This window comes from Pseudoalteromonas sp. NBT06-2, from assembly GCF_002276045.1.
Classification (GTDB): domain Bacteria; phylum Pseudomonadota; class Gammaproteobacteria; order Enterobacterales; family Alteromonadaceae; genus Pseudoalteromonas.
In genome coordinates this window covers 11,614-34,242 of the sequence record NZ_NQMR01000040.1, presented here as the reverse complement: position 1 = coordinate 34,242, position 22,629 = coordinate 11,614, and the positions used below count along the sequence as shown (strand labels likewise).

Below are 22,629 nucleotides of genomic sequence, written 5' to 3'. Positions count from 1 at the left end.
TACTGGCGGTAGCTAGTTATTAACTTGTATTAGTTGATATTTACACTATGTAAAAAGCCGCAACTGTTGCGGCTTTTATATTGCATGTATAACTTTAGTTTTATACCCTTTTAAACAATAAACGTGATACCATCACTTTTTTTGTTTCAAACGGAATTTGGATTGCTTTTTTATGCCTATATTTAAGGCGCCGCTAATAAAGGCTTTAATAACATCTAGTACAATGCTAAGTTTTTCAGCATTGGCAGATGATATATTAACTAATCACCGCTCATTCACTGGTTTTACAGGTTTAATTAATACCCCTAATGCACAAGTATTAGAGCAAGGTATGATGGATTTTTCGTATAACAATCAGCTTGATTTACGTGCTAGAACCTACCTTGATGGCCATAACTTTATATTTTCAGCTGGTTTATTTGAAGGCTTTGAAGCCAGTGGCTTAATTGCATCATCTTCTATGCACGACAATCTATTTTATAAAGAAGGCGAAGGCCAAACGCGAGATCTTTCTTTTAACGCTAAATATCAAATCCCTTACATTCCAAAAGACTGGTTTAGTGTTGCCATAGGTGCAAGAGACTTAGGTGGCGCAGCCAATAATTACAGTACCTATTACTTAAGTGCATCAAAACAGTGGCATAACTTTAGGTTAAGTGCCGGAGTTAGTAAAAGCGATACAGAAACAGGGCAAATGAACGGCCCGTTTGCAGGCATTGAATGGCAAGTGTTACCTTGGTTAAGCTTACAAGCAGAGCATGATGCTGAAGCTGTAAACGCGGCGGCACGAATAACAATACCAAAAGAATTATTGTATAACCTAGGCACTTTTACGCTAACGAGTCGCTTTTATAGTAATAGTGACTTTGCTGAGCAAGAGTCATTTTGGGGTATAAACTTTACTATGCCTTTCTCAGAGCAAAATAAAAAGCAATATACAAAGTCTGCGCCTGTAATAGCTGCGGTAAACCATAATGAAAATAGTACATATAATAAAAACAAACGAGTTTATAAAAGCAACTATAAAACATCTAAAACTGTTAATGGTTACAGTCAAAAAGCAATATTAAACAACCAATCGAATACCAATAAACCAAATGTAGAAACTAAATTATTAAACACACAAATACGTAAACTAAAAAAAGCCTTATTACTTGATGGTTTTGAAAACATTAGAGTCGCTTTTACCCGTAAGGCTGATGTTTTTGTTGAATTCGAAAACCCAATATTTAATCGTAACGATATAGATGCAATCGGCTTGGTAATTGGCCGCATAACAGAATATTTCGATAATAATAGCCAGTTTAATGTGCAATTATCTAAGCAAGAAATTCCTTTATTGACATTGAAAGGTAGCATCAAAGAATACAAAACCTTTATAGAAAATGGTATAATGCCAAAATTAAGCATAGAGCAAGGCAAAGGTAAAAAACCGACAGGATTAGTGTGGGTTGGTAATAGAGCAAATAATAGCCCTTATTTTAAACCGAGAGTAACAATAGGGCCTGCATTATCTGCCACTTATGCAACTGAAATGGGCGTATATGATTATTCATTAGCACTAAGAGCTGATGTGCACATTCCGCTTTGGCAAGGTGCGGGTATTAATGTTAGAGCTCAAACAAGAGTGGCAGAAACCGAGGATTTTGAACAAAATAAACCTTTTTATAATCGCAAAGTACAAAATGGTATAGACCAAGCGGTAATATATCAAACACTTGCTTTACCTTATAATATTTATAACCAAACTCAATTTGGTTTATACCGTGAGTATTATGATCACTATGGGCTTATAAACGAAACAGCTTGGCAAAGTGAAACAGGTAGGCATGCTATTAATGCAAAATTAGCATACTTTGAATATAAAAATTATTTACACGATAGGGATTATCATACGCTTTCGTATAGATATAACTGGTCTGAAAAAAATGTCAGCTTTCATGCAACAGCAGGTAAGTTTTGGGAAGAAGATAAAGGCTATAAATTAGAGTCTCGCTTTTGGTTTGGTGATAGTTATGTATCACTATTTATGAGCGATACCGAAGTACAGCAAGCGGGTATTGCATTTAGTATTCCATTAACACCACGTAAAGATATGAAAGTAACAAAATATGGCCAAGTAACAGGTAATAAAGCTTGGCGTCATAAAGTAAGTACGCGCATTGGTGAATCGCATAATCAATTACTCAATAAAGCTGCTTACGTTACAGATACAGCAATTAACTTAAATAGAACCTTTTTTAACCAAGGGCGATTATCAAGTAGTTATGTTAATAGTAATATGGCAAGGCTTAAAGAAGCGTATTTAAGTTATAAATGAAAGAGAAATAAATTTAATTTTTATTGAAATATATAAGTTTTTTAAGATAGAATAATACGCACTCAACGTGCTAGATTTTATAAAATAGTTAGTAAATAGAAGTAGGAATATACAATGGCACAATGCTATAAACTGATTGTTACTTCATTGTCGTTATTGACAATGAGTGCGTGTACTGTGATCCCAGGTGGTCATATTGAAGGTATTACACCTAGTGAGCAAAACACAAGTATCGAAAATGACATGAGTAATGTTAACTTTCAGGTTATAGACTTTGCACTACTTCAACAGCAAAAGGCGAGTAAAAGCCAATTAAAACGCGCCAACCTAAAAGATGTAAATGTATCACACTATGAATATATACTAGGTGTCGGAGATGTGCTTTCTATTGGTGTATGGGATCATCCAGAACTCACAATACCAGCAGCAGTACAACGAACCGCAGCGTTTGATGGTTTTAGAATACAAGCCGATGGCACGATTACTTATGCATATGCCGCAAACATTCCTGCAGCGGGTAAAACAATTCGCCAATTACACGACGTGTTAGTAAAAAGATTAAGCCGCATAATAGAAAAACCTCAGATTGATATAAAGGTAGTGGGTTTTAATAGCCAAAAAGCGTATGTAACAGGAGAGGTTAATAAACCGGGTGTTTACGCAGTAACAGAAATTCCTCTAACTTTAATTGACGCACTAAACCAAGCGGGCGGCTTAAACGATAAAGCTGATTGGCGCACCGTAACTTTTACCCGTGGCAATAAGTCAGAAACCATTCAATTAGATGAATTTTATGAAAATGGTGATATATCGCAAAATCGGTTATTACAACATGGCGATATTATTCATGTAAACCGTACTGATAGCCAAAAAGTATTTGTATTAGGCGATGTAAGTAAAGCGAGTTCAGTAGAAGTACACAGGTATGGTTTAAGCTTAGCTGAAGCGTTAACAGAGGTAGGCGGTTTAAACGAAGCAACAGCCGATGCAAATGGCATATTTGTATTACGTAAACGCGATTTACAAAAAGACGGTGTAATAGCCGATGTATATCAACTTCACGCTAAAAATGTAGTGGCATTAGTATTGGCAGATGAATTTAAACTAGAGCCACGTGATATTATATATGTAACAACAGCGCCTATTGCACGTTGGAATCGCTTAATTAGCCAGCTATTACCAACAATTGGTGCCATTGATACCATTTATGAAATTGACCAAAAAGGTAAGTTATTTTAATGGCCATGTTTAACTCTGTATTAATGGTATGTGCCGGTAATATATGCCGAAGTCCAACTGCTGAATATTTATTGAAAAGTAAACTACAAGGCTCTGCAGCTGAAAGTACTGTTAAAGTATCTTCTGCTGGGTTAACTGCTTTGGTAGGTAAACCTGCAGATAGCACAGCACAAAATATAGCTAAAACTTTTGATATAAATATGACTGCTCATAAAGGTCAGCAATTAAATAGCAAATTAATAAACGACAATAGCTTAATTTTAGTGATGGAACAACGCCATTTAACTGATTTACTAGGGCAATATCCGCAAGCGCGAGGTAAAACCTTTTTACTCGGTAAATGGATAAATGATACTGAAATACCTGATCCTTATCGCCAAAGTCATGAAGCATTTGAGCATGTATATCAACTAATAGATCAAGCATGTATTGCCTGGCATAAGTATTTATAAAGGATGAGTGAATCATGAGCGTTCAACAACCTATAGTAGTCAATAGTATGCAACAAACTAGCCCAACAAAAACACAAGAGGCCACTAACGACATTGATTTAATGGCTTTGTTTGGTGCATTGGTTGATCGTAAATTTTTTATAGCCATTGTAACTGCTGTATTTATGTTAGCAGGTGTGTTTATTGCCATGTATTCAACACCTATATTCCAAGCGACAGCGATGATACAAGTTGAAGAAAGTAGCGGTTCAGTACCTGGTTTTGATGACATGGCAGGTATGTTTGAAAGCAGCTCAAAATCTATTACGGAAATCGAATTACTAAAATCACGATCTGTAATTGGTGAAGCAGTTGATACTTTAAAATTAGACATTGTTGCGCAACCTAACTTATTTCCGGTGATAGGTGGCAGAAGCTACCGTAAATTCAACCCAATTAACGAAGGTGATTTAGCTGAACCTAGTTATGGTGCCACTAGTTACGCTTGGGGTGGCGAGCAAATTGAAATATTTAAATTTAATGTGCCTAAGTATGCAATTGGCACTGTATTTACGCTAGTAGCTGAAGACGAAAATAACATCAGTTTATTAAACTCGGATGGCGATGTGATTTTAACCGGTATGCTGGGTGATGCCCTTACAAATGGACAATTTGAGTTAACGGTTAGTAAGTTAGTAGCACGACCTAGTACCACTTTTACCATTAGCCGTAAAAACCGTTTAAACACCATTCTAGAATTACAGTCGGCTATTAACGCCAGTGAAAAAGGTAAAGACTCTGGTATTGTAAATTTAAGCTATCAGCACGAAAATCCAGAATACGCTGAAACTGTACTAAATAAAATAGCTGAAATTTACGTACTTAATAATGTTGAACGAAATTCAGCTGAAGCTAAAAAATCGCTCGATTTTTTAGAAGTGCAATTACCTGAAATTAAAAAGCAATTAGAAGTATCTGAAAAACTATTTAATGATTATCAAAAAAATAAAAAGTCAGTAAATATAACATTAGAAACCCAAGGCGTATTAGAGCAAATAGTAGAGCTTGAAACAAAACTACAAGACTTAGATTTAAAACGATTAGAAATGTCGCGTAAATTTAAACGTAACCACCCTAATTACCAAGGCATATTAGAGCAAATAAGTGCTGTAGAACAACAAAGAGATGCCCTAGCTAGTAAAGTAAAAAAACTACCTGAAACACAGCAAAAACTATTGCGCTTAACACGCGATGTACAAGTGGGTAACGAAATATATATGTCGTTATTAAGTAAAGTACAAGAGCTTGATATTGTACGCGCAGGTACTGTAGGTAATGTACGTATAATAGATGTAGCAGAAGTAAATACCACGCAACCAGTAAAACCTAAAAAAGCCTTAATAGCAGTAATGGCTACTATGTTAGGCGCCATGTTAGCGATAGCAATAGTATTAATTCAAAAAGCGATGCATAAAGGCGTTGAAGACCCAAATGAAATAGAAGCAATTGGCTTACCTGTATACGCATCTGTACCATTTTCCAGTTTTCAAGATGAACTGACTGGCCTTGATAAACTTCGTAATAAAAATAAAAATAAAAACACCAAAGGTATACTTGCTGCAGTAAACCCAGCTGATTTATCGATAGAAGCATTACGTAGCTTACGTACAAGTTTACACTTTGCCATGATGGAATCTAAAAATAATGTAATAGCAATATCTGGCCCATCGCCTGGTGTAGGTAAATCATTTATATCATCAAACCTAGCGGTAGTATTAGCACAAAGTGACCAAAAAGTATTAGTGATAGATGCTGATATGCGAAAAGGTTATATGCAAAAGCAATTTGAATTAAACTGGGAAAATGGCTTGTCTGATTATTTATCAGGCCGTTTACCACTAAGTAAAACAATTAAACAAACATCAGTTGAAAACTTGCATATAGTAACTCGTGGCATGATACCGCCAAACCCATCAGAGCTATTAATGCACCCAAGGTTTGAAGAGTTAGTTAATGTAGTAAAAAAAGATTACGACATAGTATTAATAGATACACCGCCAATACTCGCAGTAACAGATGCCGCTATTATAGGTAATCACGCAGGTAGCACGTTAATAGTAACCCGCTTTGGCCAAAATCATATTCGTGAAATAGAACTAACCCGTAATCGATTTGAACAAAATGGCGTTGACGTAAAAGGTGTAGTATTTAACGGCGTATTAAAGAAAGCCAGTAACGCATACGGCTACTACGGGTACTACAACTATGAATATAAATCAGATAAGTAGAAGTTCCGTATACACTTCTTCAGCGGCGTATCTTTGTAGGTGAGGGGTCACACTTACAAGAGGAACACGGTATTTAAATTTATCGTAGGCGGGATTTTGCCTACATGGATGTAGATAGTAGAGTAATGCCGGGAGCAATTACCGATAACATCGCGCATGTTTTATTACGACATTCACGAAGTGTATTCTCGGGAATTTAGATTGAACATTTGGCTTGTAGGTGAGGGTTTACCCTTACAAAGTAGAACACTGTTTTTAGATATTATGTAGGCGGGATTTTCATCGCGCATTTTATAAAGTTAGTTTTAAGTAGTACATTAGGGATTTAAGTGAAGATTTTAACTGTATTTGGTACACGCCCAGAAGCAATCAAAATGGCTCCATTAGTACATGCTCTCGCCTCTGACGAACGTTTCGAAGCAAAAGTATGCGTAACAGCGCAACATAGGGAGATGCTAGACCAAGTACTTGTACTTTTTAAAATTACGCCTGATTATGACTTAAACCTAATGAAGGCAGGACAAACGCTACCAGAAATTACAAGCCGTATTTTATTAGAGCTAACTCCAGTATTAAAAGAATTTAAACCCGACGTAGTTTTAGTGCATGGTGATACAGGAACGACTTTTGCAGCAAGCTTAGCGGCATACTATGAACAAATATCTGTAGGGCATGTTGAAGCCGGCCTTAGAACAGGCAATATTTATTCACCTTGGCCTGAAGAAGGCAATCGTAAATTAACGGGTTCATTAACTAAGTTTCATTTTGCCCCAACAGAAACGTCACAGCAAAACCTGTTAAATGAAAACTACGACTCAACAAATATTTATGTCACAGGCAACACGGTAATTGATGCATTATTGCTAGTAAAAAAACAAATTGAAAATGATAGCGACTTAAGTAGTACACTGGCTGAACAATTCCCAATACTTGATGAAACTAAAAAACTCATTTTAGTAACAGGTCACAGGCGTGAAAGTTTTGGCGGTGGTTTTGAACGAATATGTGAAGCATTAGCCATTACAGCGAAAGCACATCCAGATTGCCAGATTTTATATCCAGTACATCTTAACCCTAATGTACAAGAACCTGTAAATCGCATATTAAAAGATGTTGGTAATGTACATTTAATAGATCCGCAGCAATATCTTCCGTTTGTGTATTTAATGAATCGGTCCCATATAATTCTAACAGATTCAGGTGGTATTCAAGAAGAAGCGCCAAGTCTAGGTAAACCTGTTCTTGTAATGCGTGATACAACCGAACGTCCAGAAGCAGTTGATGCGGGCACTGTTAAACTTGTAGGTACCGATGTCGAAAAAATCACTTCAGCTCTTAATGAATTATTAAGTAATGAAACTTCATATAAAGAAATGAGTCGTGCCCATAATCCATACGGTGATGGTGAAGCTTGCAAACGAATTTGCGATACCTTAGCCAATTCGTAGACGGGATTTTACATCGCGCTTGTTTTAGGTGCTAATTTTAATTTAGTCATAAATAAATAAATAAATAAGCGGGAATTTAAATCACGCTTTTTAACAGGATTGTTATGTCTTTTAAAACAATATCAGTAGTTGGCCTAGGCTATATCGGCTTACCTACTGCAGCGATGTTCGCATCACGAAAAATTAAAGTGATTGGCGTTGATGTAAATCAACAAGCAGTTGATACTATCAATCGTGGAGAAATCCACATAGTAGAACCAGAGTTAGATATGCTTGTTCATGCTGCTGTGACCGAAGGTTACTTAAAAGCGACAATAATAGCTGAACCTGCAGACGCTTTTTTGATCGCTGTACCTACCCCTTTTAAAAACAATGATTCAGAAATACCTGAACCTGACCTTACTTATATTGAGTCTGCGGCTAGAGCCATTGCACCTGTATTAAAAAAAGGTGATTTAGTTATACTTGAATCAACATCTCCTGTAGGTGCAACTGAACAAATGGCTGCATGGTTAGCTGAAGAACGTGGAGATCTTTCTTTTCCACAAGAATCAGGTGAAAATACTGATATAAATGTTGCTCACTGCCCTGAGCGTGTTCTTCCAGGCCATGTTGTACGTGAGTTAGTTGAAAATGATCGTGTAATTGGTGGTATGACACCAAAATGCTCAGAACGTGCAATTGAGCTATATAAAACTTTTGTTCTGGGTGAGTGTGTTACAACCAACGCAAGAACAGCTGAAATGGCAAAACTAACTGAAAACTCATGTCGTGATGTTCAAATAGCATTTGCCAATGAGCTGTCAATAATTTGTGATAAATTAGATATTGATGTGTGGGAGTTAATTTCATTAGCAAATCGTCATCCAAGAATTAATATATTACAACCAGGACCAGGTGTTGGTGGTCACTGTATAGCGGTAGATCCATGGTTTATTGTTTCAAAAACCCCTGAGCAAGCACAACTTATTCATATAGCACGAAAAGTTAATGATGCTAAACCAGAGTGGGTTATCAATAAAGTCAAAATAGCGATAGCTGACTTTTTACAAGCTAACCCTACAAAGACGGCAAATGAGATTACTATTGCTTGTTATGGTTTAGCATTTAAGCCAGATATCGATGATTTACGCGAAAGTCCAGCAATGGCAATAGCTACTAAAATAGCAAGCTTGCACAATGGGAAAGTTCTAGCTGTAGAGCCGAATATATCAAGTTTAAATGGTGAACTTTTATTTGAATTGGTAAGTTTTGAGTTTGCAGAGCAGGAGGCTGATATCGTTGTTATGTTGGTTGACCATAAAGAATTTAAACAGAATAAGCCTAAATCCATTGAATACACTATAGATACTAAAGGAATCTGGAAATGACCTTAGAAAATATTAAAATAGGTGTAATTGGCTTAGGTTATGTAGGTTTACCTCTTTCTGTCGAATTTGGTAAAAAATATCAAACTTTAGGTTTTGATATTAACCAGTCTAGAGTAAATGAATTACTAAATGGCCATGATGCGACTTTAGAAGTCAGCGATGAAGAGCTAAAAAATGCACCATTAATGAGTTACTCATTTAATGCAAGTGATTTAAAGGAATGTAATGTTTATATAGTTACAGTACCAACGCCTATAGATGATAACAATACACCTGATTTAACACCTCTGAGAAAAGCATCAGAAATGCTGGGGCTGTATATCCAAAAAGATGATGTCGTTATTTATGAGTCGACTGTATACCCAGGCGCAACAGAAGAAGTTTGCTTGCCAATTATTGAAAAGGTATCTGATCTTAAGTTTAACCAAGATTTTTATGCTGGTTATTCACCAGAACGTATTAATCCAGGTGATAAAGTAAATACACTCACAAAAATCATGAAAATAACATCAGGTTCAACTCCTGAAGTTTCAAATTTTGTTGATGAGTTATATGCATCAATTATCACTGCTGGTACCCATAAAGCAGAATCGATTAAAGTTGCAGAAGCAGCTAAAGTGATTGAAAATACACAGCGTGATTTAAATATAGCGATTGTAAATGAGTTCGCAAAAATATTTAATAAGTTAAATATAGACACTGAACAAGTGTTAAAAGCAGCTGGCACAAAATGGAACTTTTTACCATTTAAACCGGGTTTAGTGGGCGGACATTGTATAAGTGTTGATCCATACTATTTAACTCATAAAGCTCAAGAGGTAGGTTATCGCCCTGAAGTGATCTTAGCCGGTCGTCGTATTAATGACGGTATGGGTGAGTATGTTGCTACTCAATTAGTTAAAAAACTATCGAGTCAGAAAATTCATATAGATGAAGCAAAAGTATTAATTTTAGGTTTCACTTTTAAAGGTGATTGCCCAGATGTCAGGAATACTAAAGTTATTGATATTGTTAAAGAATTGAAAGATTTTAACATGTCAGTAGATGTATATGACAGCTGGGCAAATCCAGATGAAGTGAAACATGAATACGGAATTGAGCTTATTGATACGCTAGAACAAGATAAATACGACGGTGTTGTTTTAGCTGTTGACCATGATGAGTTGAAAGCTATGGGCGAAGAAAAACTGCGTGCTTTAGGTAAAGAAAACCACGTGTTATATGATGTAAAGCACGTTTTAACACCATCAGAAGCTGATATAAGATTATAAGAAAGGATTAATATAAATGAAGAATTTTGCACTAATAGGTGCGGCGGGATATATAGCACCACGTCATCTTAGAGCGATTAAAGATACAGGTAATAATCTTGTAGCGGCAATGGATATTAATGATTCTGTTGGCATAATGGATAGTCACTTCCCTGAAGCAGACTTTTTTACTGAGTTTGAAGACTTTACAGCATTTGTTGAAGACCAAGCAATGGGAGGTAAAAAGTTAGACTACATTTCAATTTGTAGCCCAAATTATCTACATGCACCACATATGAAGTATGCACTTAAAAATGGCATTGATGTTATATGTGAAAAACCATTAGTGCTTAACTCTGAAGATATGGATATTCTAAAAGAGTATGAGGGGAAGTATGGTGCAAAAGTTAACTCTATCCTGCAATTACGCTTACATCCATCAATCATTGCATTGAAAGAGAAAGTAGCTGCGGCACCAGCAGATAAAGTGTTTGATGTAGACTTAACCTACATGACTTCTCGTGGCAAATGGTACATGAAGTCTTGGAAAGGCTTTGAACATAAATCAGGTGGTGTTGCAACGAATATAGGTGTTCATTTTTACGATATGTTGCACTTTATTTTTGGTGAGTTACAAAGTAATGAAGTTCATTACCGAGATGAGAAAACAGCAAGTGGTTATCTTCAATATGAAAGAGCGCGAGTAAAGTGGTTCTTATCAATTGATTCTAACAATCTACCAGAAAACGCTGTTAAAGGTGAGAAGTTAACATATCGTAGCATCACTATTAATGATGGTGATTCGACAGAAGAATTAGAATTCTCAGGTGGCTTTACCGATTTACATACTTTGAGTTATCAAAATGTATTAGCGGGTAACGGCTTTGGTGTAGATGAAAATCGCATTGCAATTGAAACTGTTGAGAATATTCGCGTTCAAGGCATAGTTAAGGCGGGCGATAAAGCTCACCCATTACTAACAAAGGTGCTTTAACTTATGAACTACCATGTGCATGAAAGTGCAATTGTAGACGATGGCGCACAAATTGGTGAACACACGCGTGTATGGCATTTTGTGCACGTGTGTAGTGGTGCGCAAATTGGAAAAGGTTGTTCACTTGGGCAAAATGTATTTATCGGCAATAAAGTGACGATAGGCAACAATGTTAAAATACAAAACAATGTATCAGTTTATGATAATGTGCATTTAGAAGATGATGTGTTTTGTGGTCCTAGCATGGTGTTTACTAATGTTTATAATCCACGTTCCTTTATCGAAAGAAAAACAGAATACAGAGATACACTAGTCAAGCGTGGAGTGACATTAGGTGCAAACTGTACAATTGTATGTGGTGTTACCTTAGGCGAATATAGCCTTGTAGGGGCAGGTGCTGTCATAAATAAAGATGTTAAACCTTTTGCTTTAATGGTGGGGGTACCGGCCAAACAAGTCGGTTGGATAAGCAAGTATGGTAAACAACTAGATTTACCATTAATAGGCTCAGCAGAAACGACCTGCGAACATACGGGTGAAAAATACCTTCTTAATGATGGTGAGTTAATTCTCATCTCTCAATAATAAATATAAAGCGACATACCAATGCAATTCATCGACTTAGCTGCGCAATATAAACACCTGCAAATAAAAATAGATGCAAGAATAAAAAACGTATTAGAGCATGGTAAATATATCATGGGGCCTGAAGTTCAGGATCTGGAGCAAAAGCTGTCTGAGTATGTTGGTGTTAAACATACAATGACTTGTGCTAATGGTACTGATGCATTAACGCTTGCACTTATGGTGCTAGGGGTAAAGCAAGGGGATGCAGTTTTCTGCCCTACATTTACTTTTTTTGCAACGGCAGAAACAATCGCCTTTGAAGGTGCAACACCAGTATTTGTAGATTCAAATGAAAGTACGTTTAATATTTGCCCGCAAGACCTAGAAAGACAAATTGAACAGGTTATCGCTGAAGGTAAATTAAAACCAAAAGCGATTATAGCGGTTGATTTATTTGGTTTACCTGCAGATTACCCCGCCATTCAAAAAATAGCTGATAAATATGATTTAAAAATAATAGAAGATGCAGCGCAAGGTTTTGGTGGTGAAATCGAGGGAAAAAAAGCAGGAAGCTTTGGTGATATAGCCACAACCAGTTTCTTTCCTGCAAAGCCGTTGGGTTGTTACGGTGATGGTGGAGCTGTATTTACTAATAATGATGAATGGGCCGAATTATTAAAATCGTATCGAGTACACGGTAAAGGTAGTGATAAGTATGATAATGTGCGTATAGGTATGAATAGTCGCTTAGATACCATTCAGGCAGCAATACTTCTAGAAAAGCTAGCTGAATTCCCAACTGAACTTATCAATAGAAATAAAGCGGCGAGCAACTACGAACAAGAGCTTTCAAACAAATACCAAACACCACAAGTACCAGAAGGCTACTTAAGTTCGTGGGCGCAATATACTCTTTTAGCAGAAGATAGAGAAGTGGAGATGGCTAAATATAAGGCGCAGGGTGTTCCGACTATGGTTTATTATGCGAAATGTATGCATCAGCAGACGGCTTTTAAGGATTTGGGTTATCAGGACGGTGATTTTCCAGTAGCTGAGAAGTTGTCTCAGTCAGTGTTTAGTTTGCCTATGCATGGGTATTTAAACGCTGGCAGGATCTAAAGTGATTAACAGTTATTATAAAAAAGTAGCAACACTTGTTAGTGGTACTGTATTAGCTCAAATTATCGCACTAGGGTTATATCCTATATTGAGTCGAATCTTTACTGCTGAGGAGTTTGCTGCATATGGTGTATTTACGGCAATTGTAACACCAATGGCTATATTAATAACTTTACGTTATGAAGCAGCGATAGTTTTGCCTAAAAAAGATCTGGACTCACTACATATTTGGTGGGTTTCTATTTTATTAGCGTTAGCGTTTAGTGCATCTATTTTTTTACTTACTCTAATATTTTCAAATCAGTTATTAGAGTTGTTTAGCAATAAAATAAGCCTAAGCACCTTATTATTAATACCTCTTGGTGCTCTGTCCATAGCAGTATATCAAGCTTTAACATATTTGGGTCTTAGCCGTTCAAGTTATAGATCTATTTCTATATCGAAGGTTGTCCAAAGCCTTGTTCTGGGTGTGTCACAGGTAGGTCTCTTCTTCATAATTACAAATTCACTGATTATCGGCTTTATAATTGGGCAGCTTTTTGCTGCTATATACTTGTTCTGTAATTTCAAACCAGGCATGAATGTAATCAATAAATCCAGTTTAAAAAGAAATGCCTTAACTTTTTCAGATTACCCTAAATTTAATGCTTTGCCGTCGTTTTTAGACACCTTCACTTTACAATTGCCATTAATAATAGTTGCAACAGGAAGCGATTTTGCTGTCGCAGGGTATTTAACGCTTGTCTTTAGGATTTTAGCTGCACCTGCTGCTGTAATAGGAGGGGCTGTAGGGCAAGTTTTTTTAAAAGAAATATCCGATACAATAAATGAAGGTTCGAGAAAACTCATGCCTATATTGAATAGAACTTTGCTGAAGTTATCAATCCTATCATTGTGCGCATTCCTTCCAGTTTATTTCTTTGGTGATTATTTGTTTGCATTTGTTTTTGGTGATAAATGGTCTGTCGCTGGTGAATATGCGCAAATAATTTGTATCGCAATTGGTGCGCGATTTATTGTATCTCCATTGAGTACTCTATTAGGTGTCTCAAATCATCTTAAGTTAGCAGCTTTATGGAAGGTTGCTTATTTTGTATCAACATTTATTATGCTTAGTTTTGCTATAACACAAGAAACTGATTCGTTTCTTCTGTATTTCGTTTTAAATGAACTAATCATGTATAGCATATATTTATCGGCGATATTTTACGCTGCGAAAAATGTAAAAAATAGGAATTAATACAATGTGTGGACTTGTTGCTGTAATTTCCAAAAGCACTATATCCTTTGAAAATTTAATCAAAATGAATGATAAAATTAGTCATAGAGGGCCTAATGATGAAGGTTATTTATTATTAAATAGCTCGATTATGAATGATTTAGGAAAAAAGCTTGTTCAAACAAATCACCAAAGAATAATGCGATCTATTGGTTTTGCACATCGGCGCTTGTCGATACAAGATTTGAGCCCTTTAGGCCATCAACCTATGAGTTATAAAGAGCGCTATTGGATAGTGTATAATGGTGAGGTTTATAATCATGTTGAATTAAAGAAAGAGCTTGAAGAACTTGGTCACTCTTTTGTATCACATTCAGATACAGAAGTGATTCTGGCTGCATATGCAGAGTGGGGAGAGCAATGTGTTTCTCGCTTTAATGGTATGTGGGCATTTTTAATATTAGATACTGAAGCTGATAGTGTGTTCATTTCTAGGGATAGGTTTGGAGTAAAGCCATTATATTATTTTGAAACTGAAGAGGAGTTTGTTTTTGCATCAGAGATAAAATCTCTGATGGAATATTCAAATATAAATACATCTCCAAATGAAAACTACTGCAAGAGAGTGATTGCTGAAGGGGCTTTAGAGTTTGAAAAAGAAACTGCGTTTAAAAATATTTATAGGTTTGATTGTGCTAGTGTAGCTTTGCTCGATTTAACATCAGATAAAATTGAAATAAAACAAAGAAAATTTTGGGATTTTGAGGTTAATAATTCTAACGAAAAATTTTGTGCTTCAAAAGCTCAAAAAATAGCTGATGAATACTATGAATTGCTGAAAGATGCTGTTCGGCTGAGGTTGCGTGCTGATGTTCCTTTTGGTAGTGCATTATCTGGAGGGTTAGATAGTACGGCTATTGTTTATTTAATAGAAGAAATTTTAAAAGAACAAGACTCTACATACCAGCAGCAAACATTCTCAACAGTATTTGGAGATAAAGATAAAGAGTGTGATGAAAGTTACTTCATTAAACTAATCACTGATGAACTAGGTATCAAGTCACATACAATCCAACCAGATGAAGAAAGTTTCAAACTACAGCATGAAAAAATTATTAAGCATTGGGAGAACCCAATGGCTGGTACTGGGATGGCTGGTTTAACTACTTTTAATTTAATAAATCAATCAAATGTAGTAGTTACTTTAGATGGGCAGGGTGCCGATGAGCAGCAAGGTGGCTACCTGAAGTATATAACGAATTACTTATATAATTTAGGCTATTTTGATGCTTTATCTCAAACTAAGAGCTTAATGCAAATACCAAAGGCTAGGAATTATTTAATACTCGGCTTCACTTTCAGAACCTTGAAATTACTATTTGGCAATAGGTTTACAATGAAGTTAGCATTAAAGCTAATCGGTAAAAAAGGCCCTAGTCGATTTATACCGCTAAACGATAGTTTAAAATATGACACATATCACGGTTTAATTAACTTAATACATTTCTCGGATAGTCGATCTATGCTATTTTCAATCGAATCACGAATGCCTTTTATGGATTATCGTCTAGTCGAATTCACCGCAAAAATTCCTGCATGTTATAAAATTCATAAAGGGTGGACAAAATATTTTGCTCGAATTGCTTTTAATAATAAGTTGCCAGATGAGATTTGTTGGAGAAAGGATAAACTTGGTTGGCCAATCCCTGATGGAAGATGGTTTAAAGGCGAATTAAATACATTTGTTAATGACTCAGTGAAAAAGTGTTTTTTCACAATGAATTTGGTTGGCCATAAAAAAGATAAAGATAAAGATATTGTAAATGAAATTGGAGTTGATGGGGCTATCAAGTTATTAAATATAGCTTCTTGGAAAAAGATATTCTTTAATGAGAAAATCAAATGATAATTTGTTTTACAGGTGATTTATTTTTAGGAGGTGATTTATTAACTTCCTGTAGTAATAAAATTATTCAAATTAAAGAGTTTAATGAAGCTGATTTTAGGGTAGTAAATTTAGAGCAAGCAATTAGTGATAACAGTACAGAAATAAATAAATGTACACTTTATACTGATTCGACCTCACTTTCCCACTTAGTAAATATGAAAGTTGATGCCGTTAACTTGGCACACAATCATATTCAAGATAAAGGGTTAATGGGAATTGTTGAGACAGTTGAAAACTTAGATGTTGTAGGCGTTCAATCTTTTGGTGCCGGCGAAAATATTGATAAGGCTAAACAGCCTGCAGATATTAAATCAGGCATCAAAATCTTTGGGTATTGTGATTTCGATCGTCCTTATTTGAAACAAATTGAAGTTGCTGATATTGATCGACCAGGGGTAAATCCCTTGAGACTAGAGTCTATAGAAAAAGATTTAGCTACTTTAAAGAATAATGAGAAAGCAATTTTATATTTTCATTGGGGAATGGAGCATATCAATCTTCCAAAGGTTGATGAAATAAAGCTGGCTAAGACCTTACTAGAAGATGAGCGTGTTTTAACAATAATGGGAATGCATAGCCATCGCTTCCAAGGGGTTATCAAGCATAACGAGAAATCAGCTTATATGAGTTTAGGGAACTTTTTATTCCCGAATTTTTATATAGCTCCACCAACAAAACTATATTACCCCGGAAAAAATGAAGATACTAAAATGTATAAAAAGACTTTTTATTATCATGATGTATATAAAAAAACATATAAAGTTTGGAAGTGGATTAATCGAGTTTCAATTATTGTGTTATTTGACACTGAAAAAGGTACTGTAACACCTGTTTTCGTTAAACAAGATCCTGATAAACCGTATGTAAAAAATATAACAGGTGTTGAATTGATACTGGTAAAGTTATGGTTCAATATTTTATCTGCCTCTCTTTCAATGCCATTATCAATATATAGAGTGCTTCACGTAATTAATGTTAAGTATATGAAATTATTTTGGCGGATAGGGGTTTGGAAGTTTAAAGTGCTCCAATTAGGGGTTAAAGGTGCGATTAAAAAAATATTTAAGGAAAGGTGATTTTTGAAAAACTCAGCTCTAGTACTCGGTGGTCATGTTAATGGTTACTCTATTATTAATGAATTAAATGAAGATAAGAGTATCAATATATTATTGATGGATTATGGTCACTCTATAGCAAAATATAGTAATAAAGTGACATATGTTGGTGGTATTCCTAGTGCTGATGAGCTTTTTATTAAAAGAGTTATGGAACTTAGGGATTCGTATGGAAAATTGGTCATTTACCCAACTGATGATGCTCAGCTAGAATTATTACATCGTACATATAAAGCGCTTTCACTAGCCTGCTACATTCCTATAAATCACGGGAACCTTATTAAGTCACTAGATAAAAGTTTTCAATATGAATTATGTGAAGAAATAGGGGTACCCTATCCTAAATCTATTAATTTGAATGCAGTTGAAGATTTAAAACTGAGCCATAAGCTAATGTATCCTTTGCTTATCAAGCCTGTAACCCGCCAAGACCTTACTATTAATGTGTTTAGAAATGCATTTATAGAACAAGAAAGGGATTGGGTGAGTATTAGAAAAGAACTAGAGGGTTTTATTGAGCAAGGGGTTACGTTTATGCTCTCTGAGTTTGTTCCTGGTGATGACACTAATATATACGCTTATACTAGTGTTCAGGATAGACAAAGTAATGTAATTAATGAATGGATAGGTAAGAAGTTAACGCAGTATCCAAATGAATATGGTGTCTGTTGTAGTGCAAGTAATAAAGCGCCAATAATTGTCGCTGAACAAGGCCGTAGACTTGTAGAAAAAATGAAAAATATTGGAATAACAGAGCCTGAGTTTAAATATGATGAGAGGGACGATAGCTTTAAATTAATGGAAACGAACCTTAGATCGATGATGTGGCACCGAGTAGGCAGTGCATCGGGTGTAAAATTGCATTTAACTCAGTACTATTTGGCAACTGAACCATATAAAGTCGCCAAATATCAACAAAATATGAGTGATTCAACTCATTTGGTTTTAATGTTGCACGAGATACCAAATTTAATTGCTCGTAAAGGGTATTTTAAACAATTTAAAGCAAATATTAAATGTGATGGTAAAAGAGTGTGGGCTATTTATAACCCTGATGACTTGAAGCCTTTTTTCGTAAGTTTACCACTATTAACTAAAATGATGATTTCAGCATGCCTAAGACGATTAAATCTGCGCTAATTTTAAGCTTAAAGCGTTTAAAGTACCGACTTAATAAAGTTGAGCTTTATAATAATACGACATTTAGTAATGTAAAGTTTTTAGGTAAGGCAAGAATAGAGCCATACTGTCGGTTAGTTGGCTCACCATTAATTACTTTTGGTGATAATTTCTATGCAAACGCGCATTGTCACTTCCTTGGGAAAATAACATTTGGTAAGGATGTGATGGTAGGGCCTAAAACTGTTATTTGGGGAAGAGATCATGGTATAAAGTATGGTCGCGCTATGTGTGAGCAAGACCATATAAGTGAACCTGTTACAATTGGTGATGACGTTTGGATTGGGGCTAATGTTACGATACTCAAAGGTGTTAAAGTTGGATCTGGTGCGGTAATTGGAGCTGGTAGTGTCGTAACTAAAAATATACCTGAAAATGCAATCGCTGTTGGTAACCCTGCTAAAGTTGTTAAATATAGAGAATCAGAATGAGTCTACTAATTAAAGTACCTGAATATTCTGGTGAAGAGCTCAATTATGTGCTTGAAGTTGTTTTTAAACATTTTTTACAAATAGAGTTTGAAGTAACTCAACATTGCTTCGATTCGATTGAAGTATGTGAAAAAGGAAGTGGTAATACAATCAGATTTAAAGATAGTTTTTATAAACTGCTTTCATTACATGGGTATAATAAGGAAATATTACCCACATATAAAAATGAATACATTGATTTATCTTCGATTGATAATGACTTTAGCTGTAAATTTTTTGATTTGCCAATCTTTTATGGAACTGCAAATTGTAATTTAGGAAGTCATACAGAGGTTAGCTTTGATTTTTTTGGTACTATTTTTTTTCTTTTAAGTCGAATTGAAGAAGTTATTCAACCTGTTCTGGATAAACATAACCGCTTTATTGGTCAGCATTCTTATTTAAATAAAAGGGGCTTATTACAACGCCCTTTAGTTGATGAATATATACATTTCTTAAAGTACCTTTTAAAGATGTGTTTGTCTTTAGATTGGTATGGAAAAAAAGAGGAACCTAAAATAGAGGTTAGCTGTGATGTTGATCATCCATTTTATCGAACTGGTGGAAGTGTAACTCGATATATTAAAGCATTTGCAGCAGATATTCTTATTAGGAAACAGCCAAAATTGGCCGCTTTCCGTTTACTTAACCTTGTATTTAGCCCATTTAAAAATTACACTTTTGATCCTTATTATACTTTTGATTGGTATTTATCAAAACTAAAAAAATATAAAATAAAAGGAAGTTTTTATTTTATATGTGATAATACAAGCGGAAGTATAGACGGTTATTACTCTATTAATGAAAAGGCTTTAGATAAATTGATCAAAGGGATTTTTAATGATGGCCATCGTATAGGGGTTCATGGTAGTTATAACTCGATCAACTCTCAATCTCAAATAAAAAAAGAAAAGGTGATATTTCAAGATGTACTTGAAAAATTAAATATTAAGATAGGCAATATTGGATCTAGGCAACATTACCTTCGTTGGGATAACACTTCCACTTCTGATTATTTAAATTCAGCTGGGTATGAATACGATTCGTCGGGGGGGTATGCAGATCTTTCTGGATTCAAATTCGGAACCGCGAGGAGCTTTCCAATGTGGAGTCTTAAGAATAAAAAAAAGTTAGCATTACTTCAAAAGCCTATTATTATAATGGATGCTAGTTTGCTCTCAGTAGAGTATATGAATTTGGGATATGCTGAATCGACACGTAAATTTATTAAAGAGCTATTTGATAGTACCCATTACTATGGTGGTGTATTCCGAATTCTTTGGCATAACTCTCACTTACTTACGAGCTCGGATAGAGAGCTATTAGAATATATTATGCAGCTTAAAGGCCCTTATGAAAATTAACAATCACTCTTTATTATTTTATTGTGTAATTTTACTTTTTAGATGTATCCTTGAATTTTCCTATATAAAGTTAATCAACCCAATTTATGGAAGTAGTTACTTACATTTCGGTTTTAATTTTAGCATCTTAGAATATTTGATTAGTTGGATCTTTTTCTTGCTTAGTTTATTTTTCCTGAAGTCTAAAATGACAAAAGTGAGTGATTTTGCAACACTTACATTGATTGTGAGTGTAATTATTCCTGTTAGTGTTATTTCTGGGTATGATGCTGAAAGAAGTGTCGTACCTTTATTGCTTCTTTTTATCCCATTGATAAGTATTTGGTTCTTTTGTGATTTTAAAGCTGTTAAACCACTGAAGTTACCACAGTTCAAAAATAGTGAGTTAATTTTAAAGTTGACTTCATGGGTAATGGTAAGTTATTTAATTTTATTATACATACTGACAGGAGCTGTATTCAATGCCAATTTGGATTTTACAAAAGTGTATGAATTTAGGGATGTAAACTCAAAACTTACAGATTTTGGGGTTTTCAGTTATTTAAATATATGGGCATATAAAGTATTTGCCGCTTTTTTATTTTGCACTAGCCTACTAGCTAGGCGTTTTGGATTATGTTTAGTTATTTTTTTCATCTATACTTTTTTTTATGCTATTAATAATCATAAGGCTGTCTTCTTTTTACCTTTTTTATTACTATCTATTTGGTACTACTTCAAAAAAACTAACTCAGCCTTGGTTATCCCTTTAGGTTTAGGTTTTTTAATTCTTTCAGTGTTATCAATTAATTTTTTTATTGATATACAGTACCTAGCTTCCATGGTAATTCGTCGTTTATTTTTTGTTCCCGCAGGCCTTACATTTGATTATTATGATTTCACAAACTTATATGGTCATATTTATTGGCGTGATTCTGTTTTATCTTTCTTAGGTGGTTATCAGCATGATTTACCTCTCAGTTTTGCAGTAGGTAAATATTTGCTAAGTGATGAGCTAGGAGCAAATAATGGCTTTGTCAGCTCTGGTTATGCACATGCTGGTATATTTGGTGTATCATTCTACTCTTTTGTTTTTGCATATATTTTGAGGCTGTTAGATCATGTTACAGAGAATGGCATTCCTTTATGGCTCTCTTTAGCACTGACAGCTATCCCTATAAGATCAATGATAATATCGAGTGATTTTTTTACAGTAATGCTTACACACGGCTTATTTATAACGACTCTAATCTTGCTAGTAATGCCTAAAGGTAAACATAAATGATTAACAAAGATAATAATTTAGAAATAATAAGACTTTTCTTAGCTTTTCAAGTACTCATTGTACATGCATTCCATCACTTATATGATATTGACTTGAGCTATCTAGAGTATTTACCAGGAGTTCCTGCGTTTTTCTTTTTGAGTGGCTTTTTAATATATGCATCTTATATGAACTCTCCTAATTTAAGTTCATATTTTAAAAATCGATTTTTGAGGCTGTTCCCTGGTTTATTCTCAGTAGCTGTATTTTCTGGAGTTTTTGTTTATTTATACCGTATTATTGCAGGTGAGTCTGAAAATTTATTTATCATCGGGTGGGTTTTTGCTCAATTTACATTGGGTCAAGCATATAACCCTTCAGAATTAAGAGAGCTAGGAGTAGGGGTTTTTAACGGTTCACTTTGGAGTATTACAGTAGAGATATTGTTTTATATTGCTTTGCCAATAATAGCTATAATAATGTCAAGATTTAGAGGTTTTCTTCTAATAATTATCATAGTTTCTTTTGTTTTGTATAGTTTTTCTGCCTCTATATTTAATTTCAAATTCTTATTAGGCAAACCTTTTTATGAATTTCTTAATTTAACACCTATTACTTGGGGGTGGATGTTCGGTTTGGGCATTGTCGCTTATAAGTACTTTGAAGTTATTAAACCATATATTAAATTCTTTTGGTTAGCAATAATTCCAATGCTTATAATGGCTTCCCTATCAGAAGGGAAATATTTATTTATGAGTCAGGGTAATAACTTAGGGTTACTTTATTTTATTTGTTATAGCCTGTTAGTGTTATATATAGCATTTCATCTAAAGCCGATAAAATTAAAAGTCGATATTAGTTATGGCTGCTATATTTGGCATATGCCAGTTATAAATGTTTTGATTGTATTTGGTATGAATAGTGTTTTTATGGCAATAGCGGCTAGTATAATACTTTCACTTTTCTCGTGGTTCTTAATTGAAAAACCAGCCCTAAAATTAAAAAAATATGGTTTTATGAGTGCTTTAAATAAAAAAGTTAGCTATTAATTCGGAAAATACCAAT

The 22,629-nt window shown here is 34.7% G+C and carries 18 protein-coding genes; all 18 read left to right on the top strand.

Annotated features, from left to right (window positions below; translation table 11 throughout):
- The first annotated feature begins 172 nt into the window (after nucleotides 1-172).
- The 18 genes from CJF42_RS10265 to CJF42_RS10180 all read left to right on the top strand — a co-directional run bounded on the left by CJF42_RS10265 (nucleotide 173) and on the right by CJF42_RS10180 (nucleotide 22,613).
- Nucleotides 173-2,320 (top strand): YjbH domain-containing protein, encoded by a 2,148-nt coding sequence (locus CJF42_RS10265; RefSeq protein ID WP_095366603.1) that lies wholly within the window; start codon nucleotides 173-175, stop codon nucleotides 2,318-2,320.
- 114 nt (nucleotides 2,321-2,434) lie between these two features.
- A complete protein-coding gene (locus CJF42_RS10260; RefSeq protein WP_095366602.1) occupies nucleotides 2,435-3,559 on the top strand; it encodes a polysaccharide export protein in 1,125 nt (374 codons plus the stop codon).
- 5 nt (nucleotides 3,560-3,564) lie between these two features.
- Nucleotides 3,565-4,011 (top strand): low molecular weight protein-tyrosine-phosphatase, encoded by a 447-nt coding sequence (locus CJF42_RS10255; RefSeq protein WP_095366623.1) that lies wholly within the window; start codon nucleotides 3,565-3,567, stop codon nucleotides 4,009-4,011.
- Nucleotides 4,012-4,058: 47 nt separating this feature from the next.
- The gene (locus CJF42_RS10250) at nucleotides 4,059-6,278 is read left to right on the top strand and encodes a polysaccharide biosynthesis tyrosine autokinase (RefSeq protein WP_502694786.1); all 2,220 of its coding nucleotides are present in this window, start codon (nucleotides 4,059-4,061) and stop codon (nucleotides 6,276-6,278) included.
- A gap of 329 nt (nucleotides 6,279-6,607) precedes the next feature.
- Nucleotides 6,608-7,726, top strand: coding sequence for a non-hydrolyzing UDP-N-acetylglucosamine 2-epimerase (gene wecB, locus CJF42_RS10245; protein WP_095366600.1), 1,119 nt, complete (start codon nucleotides 6,608-6,610; stop codon nucleotides 7,724-7,726).
- Between the two features lie 104 nt (nucleotides 7,727-7,830).
- Nucleotides 7,831-9,096, top strand: coding sequence for a UDP-N-acetyl-D-mannosamine dehydrogenase (wecC, locus tag CJF42_RS10240; RefSeq protein WP_095366599.1), 1,266 nt, complete (start codon nucleotides 7,831-7,833; stop codon nucleotides 9,094-9,096).
- Nucleotides 9,093-10,367: a Vi polysaccharide biosynthesis UDP-N-acetylglucosamine C-6 dehydrogenase TviB gene (gene tviB / locus CJF42_RS10235; RefSeq protein ID WP_095366598.1), complete on the top strand. Its 1,275-nt coding sequence runs from the start codon at nucleotides 9,093-9,095 to the stop codon at nucleotides 10,365-10,367. The genes wecC and tviB overlap by 4 nt, the downstream gene beginning before the upstream one ends.
- A gap of 16 nt (nucleotides 10,368-10,383) precedes the next feature.
- Nucleotides 10,384-11,340: a Gfo/Idh/MocA family oxidoreductase gene (locus CJF42_RS10230; RefSeq protein WP_095366597.1), complete on the top strand. Its 957-nt coding sequence runs from the start codon at nucleotides 10,384-10,386 to the stop codon at nucleotides 11,338-11,340.
- A 3-nt stretch (nucleotides 11,341-11,343) separates the two neighbouring features.
- Nucleotides 11,344-11,925 carry an acyltransferase gene (locus CJF42_RS10225; RefSeq protein ID WP_095366596.1) on the top strand — a complete coding sequence of 194 codons (582 nt, stop codon included), beginning with the start codon at nucleotides 11,344-11,346 and terminating at the stop codon, nucleotides 11,923-11,925.
- A gap of 21 nt (nucleotides 11,926-11,946) precedes the next feature.
- Nucleotides 11,947-13,026 carry a DegT/DnrJ/EryC1/StrS family aminotransferase gene (locus tag CJF42_RS10220; protein ID WP_095366595.1) on the top strand — a complete coding sequence of 360 codons (1,080 nt, stop codon included), beginning with the start codon at nucleotides 11,947-11,949 and terminating at the stop codon, nucleotides 13,024-13,026.
- A 1-nt stretch (nucleotide 13,027) separates the two neighbouring features.
- The gene (locus tag CJF42_RS10215; RefSeq protein WP_095366594.1) at nucleotides 13,028-14,266 is read left to right on the top strand and encodes a lipopolysaccharide biosynthesis protein; all 1,239 of its coding nucleotides are present in this window, start codon (nucleotides 13,028-13,030) and stop codon (nucleotides 14,264-14,266) included.
- A 4-nt stretch (nucleotides 14,267-14,270) separates the two neighbouring features.
- Nucleotides 14,271-16,151 (top strand): asparagine synthase (glutamine-hydrolyzing), encoded by a 1,881-nt coding sequence (gene asnB / locus CJF42_RS10210; protein WP_095366593.1) that lies wholly within the window; start codon nucleotides 14,271-14,273, stop codon nucleotides 16,149-16,151.
- Complete coding sequence (locus CJF42_RS10205; RefSeq protein ID WP_095366592.1) at nucleotides 16,148-17,269, top strand: CapA family protein; 1,122 nt, start codon at nucleotides 16,148-16,150, stop codon at nucleotides 17,267-17,269. Before asnB ends, CJF42_RS10205 begins: the two co-directional genes overlap by 4 nt.
- 3 nt (nucleotides 17,270-17,272) lie before the next feature.
- Nucleotides 17,273-18,448 carry a hypothetical protein gene (locus CJF42_RS10200; protein WP_095366591.1) on the top strand — a complete coding sequence of 392 codons (1,176 nt, stop codon included), beginning with the start codon at nucleotides 17,273-17,275 and terminating at the stop codon, nucleotides 18,446-18,448.
- Complete coding sequence (locus CJF42_RS10195) at nucleotides 18,421-18,918, top strand: acyltransferase (RefSeq protein ID WP_095366590.1); 498 nt, start codon at nucleotides 18,421-18,423, stop codon at nucleotides 18,916-18,918. The genes CJF42_RS10200 and CJF42_RS10195 overlap by 28 nt, the downstream gene beginning before the upstream one ends.
- Entirely contained in the window at nucleotides 18,915-20,321 is a 1,407-nt protein-coding gene (locus CJF42_RS10190) for a polysaccharide deacetylase family protein (RefSeq protein ID WP_095366589.1), read from the top strand. The genes CJF42_RS10195 and CJF42_RS10190 overlap by 4 nt, the downstream gene beginning before the upstream one ends.
- Entirely contained in the window at nucleotides 20,311-21,585 is a 1,275-nt protein-coding gene (locus CJF42_RS10185) for a hypothetical protein (RefSeq protein ID WP_141235532.1), read from the top strand. The genes CJF42_RS10190 and CJF42_RS10185 overlap by 11 nt, the downstream gene beginning before the upstream one ends.
- Nucleotides 21,582-22,613, top strand: a complete 1,032-nt coding sequence (locus CJF42_RS10180) for an acyltransferase family protein (protein ID WP_095366587.1) — start codon at nucleotides 21,582-21,584, stop codon at nucleotides 22,611-22,613. The genes CJF42_RS10185 and CJF42_RS10180 overlap by 4 nt, the downstream gene beginning before the upstream one ends.
- Nucleotides 22,614-22,629 lie beyond the last annotated feature (16 nt).